Raw genomic sequence first — 6,284 nt, forward strand, 5'->3', positions numbered from 1 at the left:
CGCCGACCCATGCACCGGGCGCCGGGCTCCCCGGCAACAGCGACCGAGCCGGCTTGTTCGCAGGGCCTGCGATGCCCATAATGGGGACATCGGAAAGCCCTTTGCCCCATGAAACTCGACTCAAAGTTCTTCGACCGGATCCGCATCCGTCCGAACGAGACCGCCCGCGACGAGGCGGCAGCCCCGCTGTGCGCGTGGGAAGGATGCCGTGCGCCCGGCACCCACCGCGCCCCCATGGGCCGCGACCGCGAAGGCCAGTACCTGCACTTCTGCCTCGACCACGTCCGCCTTTATAACAAATCCTACAACTACTTCGCCGGCATGACCGATGAGGCGGTGGCCGCCTTCCAGAAGGATGCCACCACCGGCCACCGCCCGACCTGGGGCATGGGCGTGAACGCCTTCACCCCCGGGGCCGGCCCGGCAGCGGCGGCGGCGCGCCCCGGCACGCGGCCCTTTTCCGGTTCCGGCGCCGGCGGCGGCACCGCCGGCACGGCGCACGACCCCTTCGAACTGTTCAGCTTCCGCCGGGCCGCGGCGCGCAATCCCGCCGAACCCGCCCGCCGCCCGCTGACGGCCATGGAAAACCGTGCCTTCGAAACCTTCGATCTGGAAGCCGATGCCGGGCGCGAGCGCATCAAGGCGCGCTACAAGGAACTGGTGAAACGCCACCACCCGGACGCCAACGGCGGCGACCGCTCGTGCGAGGAGCGCCTGCGACAGGTGATCCAGGCCTATGGCGTGCTGAAGAACGGGGGGTTCTGCTAGGCAGCGGCGCCACGCCGATCCATCATTTTCCGTTGCCGGCGGATCAGTTCTTTTCATCGCTGCGGCGACAACATACCACTGGTGTGCCGGCCGTCCGAAGGGCAATAGTCCTTGCGGATTCGGATGCAGGCTGCCCGGCCGGCAGCCCGCCCGGTCGCGGGTGCAGCCGCAGGATGCCGCGCCCGCTGAGAGACGACGACACCGGCAGCCCCGCGGCTGCCCGACACCGAAGCCGGACCCGACCCCAGACAGAGCCGGGGCCGGCTTCAAGACCCAAGCGAACAGACGCCGGCAGCCCGCCCGGAAACCACCTTCCGTGCCGGCCGGAACCCGCGCGGCGTCACGGAGGCCCGATGACCGCTTCTGCCCCTGAGGCCGCCGCCGCGGCGGCCGCTTCTGCCACCGACAGCGCCCACATGCTGCCCGACACCACGGTGAAGGTGCGCGAGGTATTCGGCATCGACTCCGATCTGGTGGTGCCGGCCTTTTCGGCGGCCAGCGAATATGTGCCCGATCTCGACCCGGACTATCTGTTCGACCGGCCGACCACGCTCGCCATTCTCGCCGGCTTTGCCCACAACCGCCGCGTGATGGTGACCGGCTATCACGGCACCGGCAAATCCACCCACATCGAGCAGGTCGCCGCCCGCCTGCGCTGGCCGTGCGTGCGCGTCAACCTCGACAGCCACATCTCCCGCATCGATCTCGTCGGTAAGGATGCGATCGTGCTGAAGGAGGGCAAGCAGGTCACGGAGTTCCGCGACGGCATCCTGCCGTGGGCGCTGCAGACCAACACCGCGCTGGTGTTCGACGAATACGACGCCGGCCGCCCGGACGTGATGTTCGTCATCCAGCGCGTGCTGGAGCAGTCGGGCCGCCTGACCCTTCTGGACCAGAACCGCGTCATCCGCCCGCACCCGGCCTTCCGCCTGTTCGCCACCGCCAACACCATCGGCCTCGGCGATACCTCGGGCCTTTACCACGGCACCCAGCAGATCAATCAGGGCCAGATGGACCGCTGGTCCATCGTGACGGTGCTGAACTATCTGCCCCACGACCGCGAGACCGACATCGTGCTCGCCAAGGCCGCCCACTTCCAGGAAGAGCCGGATGGCCGCGAGACCGTGTCGCGCATGGTGCGGCTGGCCGACATGACCCGCAATGCCTTCATGAACGGCGATCTCTCCACCGTCATGAGCCCGCGCACGGTCATCACCTGGGCGGAGAACGCGCAGATCTTCGGCGATCTCGGCTTCGCCTTCCGCCTGACCTTCCTCAACAAGTGCGACGAGACCGAACGGCCGCTGGTGGCGGAGTTCTACCAGCGCTGCTTCGGCACCGAGCTGCCGGAATCGTCGGCCAACGTCGTGATGAGCTGACGGCACGCCACGCCGCAATGCCCGGGCCGGTTGCAAGGCCGGCCCGGAGCCACGACCATCGTGCATGCTGAGGAGGGCACGGCCGCCATGAAACGCCCGTCGAAGGATCAGGCCCCGACAGAGCCGTTCAAGCGCGCCGTTACCGGCGCCATGCGCGCCATTGCGCGCGATCCGGCGCTTGAGGTGACGTTTGCGGCCGACCGCCCCGGCCTTGCCGGCCATGCCGCCCGCCTGCCCGAGCCGCCGCGCCGGCCGACCCGCGCCGACCTCGCCATCACCCGCGGCATCGGCGATGCCATGGCGCTGCGCATCGCCTGCCACGATGCCCGTCTGCACCGCTCGCTCGCCCCGGAGGGCAAGGAAGCCCGCGCCGTGTTCGACGCCGTCGAACAGGCCCGCGTGGAGGCGCTGGGCGCCCGCCGCATGAGCGGCGTCGCCACCAATCTGGCGGCGATGCTGAAGGATCGCTACCACCGCGGCAACTATGCCGAGATCAGCGACCGCGCCGACGCCCCGCTGGAAGAGGCGCTGGCGCTGATGGTGCGCGAGCGGCTGACCGGCGCCCCGCCGCCCGCCGATGCCGACCGGCTCGTCTCGATCTGGCGGCCGTGGGTGGAGGAGAAGGCCAGCGGCGGGCTCGACCGGCTGATCGACAGCCTCGACGACCAGAAGCGCTTTGCCGCTGCGGTGCGCGACATCCTCGTCTCGCTCGACATGGCGGAAAAGGCGCAGGGCACCGAGGCCGACGAGAACCAGCAGTCGGAAACCACCGAAGAGGGCGAGGGCGACAACGAGCAGGCCGAGCAGGAAAGCGGCGCGGCCGAATCGAGCGAATCCGCCTCCGCCGATCAGGCCGAAGCCGGCGACGTGGACGAGGACGGCGGCGAAGCCGAGGCCGAAGAGGCCGGCGAACGCGAGATGGCCGAGGACGATTCGGACGACGAGGCCGACAGCGGTCAGGCGCCGCGCCCCGACTATCCGTTCTCCAACCGCCGGCCGGAAGGCGACTATAAGATCTTCACCACCAGGTATGACGAGATCGTGCGGGCCGAGGATCTGTGCGACACTGCCGAGCTGGACCGCCTGCGCGGCTTCCTCGACAAGCAGATCAGCCACCTGCAGGGCGTGGTCGCGCGGCTGGCGAACCGCCTGCAGCGCCGGCTGATGGCCCAGCAGAACCGCTCCTGGCAGTTCGATCAGGAAGAAGGCTGGCTCGACACCGCCCGCCTCACCCGCATCGTCATCGACCCGATGCAGCCGCTGGCCTTCAAGTACGAGGCCGACACCGCCTTCCGCGACACGGTGGTGACGCTGCTCATCGACAATTCCGGCTCCATGCGCGGCCGGCCGATTTCGGTCGCCGCCACCTGCGCCGACATTCTGGCCCGCACGCTGGAGCGCTGCGGCGTGAAGGTGGAGATTCTGGGCTTCACCACCAAGGCGTGGAAGGGCGGCCAGTCGCGCGAGGCATGGCTGCAGGCCGGCAAGCCCGTCGGGCCGGGCCGCCTCAACGACCTGCGCCACATCATCTACAAGGCCGCCGATGCGCCCTGGCGGCGCGCCCGGCGCAATCTGGGCCTGATGATGCGCGAGGGCCTGCTGAAGGAGAACATCGACGGCGAGGCGCTGGAATGGGCGCACCAGCGCCTGCTGGCGCGGCCGGAAGCCCGCCGCATCCTGATGATGATTTCCGACGGCGCGCCGGTGGACGATTCCACCCTGTCGGTCAATGCCGGCAACTATCTGGAAAAGCACCTGCGCTCGGTCATCGAGGAAATCGAGACCCGCTCGCCGGTGGAGCTGATCGCCATCGGCATCGGCCATGACGTGACGCGCTACTATCGCCGCGCCGTCACCATCGTCGATGCGGAAGAACTTGCCGGCGCCATCACCGACCAGCTTGCGGCGCTGTTTGAGGAAAAGCCGGCGGCCGAACGCGGGCAGAAGAAGAAACATGCCGGCGGAGGGCGCCGCGCCTGATGACGCGCCCGCCCCCGCAACGGCCGCGCCGGCGGCTGTCGCCGCGGGCCGTGCGGGCGGCGCTGATGGTCGCCATCGCGCTTTCCGCACCCGGCGCCGTGCTCGGCAGCCAGCTTGCCGATACGCTGCAGCCCGGCCCGCTGCCGGTCGAAACCGCGCCGATCGGCCATTTCGACCTCGCCCGGCCGGACCGCACCCGCTTCGGCGCCCTCACCTTTCTGGGCGGGCTGGCGGTGCGCTCGCCCGGGCGCGAGGTCGCCGGCCTTTCGGGCCTGACGCTGACGGGCGATGGCGACGACATTGTCGCCGTCTCCGATTTTGGCCGCTGGTTCCGCGCCCGCCTCATCACCGATGCCGAGGGCCGGCCGACCGGCCTCACCGACACATGGCTCGGCCCGATTCTCGATGTCGACGGCCGGCCCACCTACAAGAGCCGGGTCGATGCCGAGGCCATCGCCGCCCTGCCCGCCGGCGGCTTTCTGGTGTCGCTGGAAGGCCGCGGACTGATGCGCTTTCGCGGCCCCGATCCGTTCCGCGCCCGGCCTGTCCCGGTGCCGCTGCCGCCGTGGCTGAAGCGGCTGCCGTCCAACCGCGGCATCGAGGCCATTGCCGCAGAGCGGCTGCCGGGGGGCGGCGCGCGCTATATCGCCATTGCCGAGGCCGCAACCGGCGACGGGCTGATCCCTGCGGCCATCGTTCCGGCAACGCCGCACGAGGATGCCGGCTTTGCGGCCGCCGCCTGGCGCAGCCGGCCGGTGCGCGCCGTCGACGGCTTTTCGGTGACCGACGCCGCCTTCCTGCCCGACGGCGGGCTGCTGCTGCTGGAGCGGCGCTACGACCGGCCGATCGGGGTCTATATGCGGCTGCGGCGCATTTCTGCCGCCGAACTCGCCGGCCGCGGCCCCCTGACCGGAGAGGAAATCCTGCGTGCCGATTTCGGGCAGGAGATCGACAACATGGAAGGCCTCGCCGTGCATCGCGATCGTGCCGGCCGGCTGATCGTCACGCTGATTTCCGACGATAACCGCTCGCTGTTCCAGCGCACCCTGCTGCTGCGCTTCCGCCTCGACGGCTGAAACGAAAAAAGGCTGCCCGGCGCGGAGAACCGCCGGACAGCCTTTCTGAAACCGGTCGCGGGAAAGGCAGCGCCCGTCAGGCGGCCTGCCGCGGCGCCACCGCCTCCGGCAGCACATAGCCGAGCACGACGCGATAGGGCGCGAGCAGCACGAGGGCAGCCAGAATCTTGACGCTGAGATCGCCCAGCGCCCACGACACGAAACGCGGCAGTTCCGGCGCGAAAATGCCGAGCAGCGGGGCGTGGGCAATGGCGAAATCGTCATTGGCGCCAAGGAAGGCTGCAAACGGCGCGAAGGCGAGGCTGAAGAAGATTGCCGTATCCAGCACCGAGCCGACCAGCGAGGCGGTCAGCGGCGCCCACCACCACGCCAGACGGCGCAGGCGGTTGAACACCGTGACATCGAGAATCTGGCCGAACAGGAACGCAGACCCGGACGCGGCCGCGATGCGCGGCGTGGACAGCGCCACCGACAGCGCCACGGCCACGGCAAAGCCCGCCACCACCACCAGACGGGCCGTCGCCGGGCCGTAGCAGCGGTTGGTGAGGTCCGTCACCAGAAAGGCGACCGGATAGGTGAAGGCACCCCATGTCAGCAGGTCCGACAGCACGAGCGGCCCGACCTGACCCTGAACGGGGTACTGAACGAGAATGTTGGAGGCGACCACGACCGCGGTCATCGCCAGAACGGGGATGACAAGGTCTGCCGGCCGCAGCCGGCGGCGGCCGGCAGACGTGTGAGCAGGGTTCATGAGCATAAAACCTCAGGCATGATACCGTTGGCGGAAGACACCCCCGGCAGCACAGACCGGGCAGTGCAAAGCAGAAAGCCCGGAGAAGGCGGCATTGCCGCGCGCTCCGGGCCTTCGGTTTTCGTCAGGCGGCCGCAGGCACCGGGGTGCTGCGGCAATAAAGGTCTCAGGCCTCGGCCGGAGCAGCGGCGAGCTTGCGCTCGATCTCGCGCTTCACAACGAGGGCGCGCTCGCCCAGCTCGCTGTCGCGGGCCTTGAGCAGGAACGCGTCGAGGCCGCCGCGGTGCTCCACCGAACGCAGGGCGTTGGCGCTGATGCGCAGACGCACCT

Annotated in this window: 5 protein-coding genes and 1 pseudogene; 4 read left to right on the top strand and 2 right to left on the bottom strand. The window is 69.7% G+C overall.

Features of this window, described 5'->3' with window-relative positions:
- Positions 1–108 precede the first annotated feature (108 nt).
- The 4 genes from V7067_RS12165 (at position 109) to V7067_RS12180 (ending at position 5,203) form a co-directional block, all read left to right on the top strand.
- Positions 109–768 (top strand): J domain-containing protein, encoded by a 660-nt coding sequence (locus V7067_RS12165; RefSeq protein WP_334176171.1) that lies wholly within the window; start codon positions 109–111, stop codon positions 766–768.
- Positions 769–1,184: 416 nt separating this feature from the next.
- On the top strand, positions 1,185–2,147 hold the full coding sequence (gene cobS / locus V7067_RS12170; protein WP_334176174.1) for a cobaltochelatase subunit CobS: 963 nt from the start codon (positions 1,185–1,187) through the stop codon (positions 2,145–2,147).
- An 87-nt stretch (positions 2,148–2,234) separates the two neighbouring features.
- Positions 2,235–4,127, top strand: a complete 1,893-nt coding sequence (gene cobT, locus V7067_RS12175; RefSeq protein WP_334176172.1) for a cobaltochelatase subunit CobT — start codon at positions 2,235–2,237, stop codon at positions 4,125–4,127.
- The gene (locus V7067_RS12180; RefSeq protein WP_334176173.1) at positions 4,127–5,203 is read left to right on the top strand and encodes an esterase-like activity of phytase family protein; all 1,077 of its coding nucleotides are present in this window, start codon (positions 4,127–4,129) and stop codon (positions 5,201–5,203) included. Before cobT ends, V7067_RS12180 begins: the two co-directional genes overlap by 1 nt.
- A 76-nt stretch (positions 5,204–5,279) precedes the next feature.
- On the opposite strand, the gene V7067_RS12185 is transcribed toward V7067_RS12180, so the two are convergent.
- Together V7067_RS12185 and V7067_RS12190 are read right to left on the bottom strand one after the other, a co-directional pair.
- The gene (locus tag V7067_RS12185) at positions 5,280–5,882 is read right to left on the bottom strand and encodes a VUT family protein (protein ID WP_334176175.1); all 603 of its coding nucleotides are present in this window, start codon (positions 5,880–5,882) and stop codon (positions 5,280–5,282) included.
- Positions 5,883–6,120: 238 nt separating this feature from the next.
- Positions 6,121–6,284, bottom strand: a pseudogene (locus V7067_RS12190) (50S ribosomal protein L28); the annotation flags it as partial.

The organism is Pseudoxanthobacter sp. (genome assembly GCF_036822375.1).
Classification (GTDB): domain Bacteria; phylum Pseudomonadota; class Alphaproteobacteria; order Rhizobiales; family Segnochrobactraceae; genus Pseudoxanthobacter.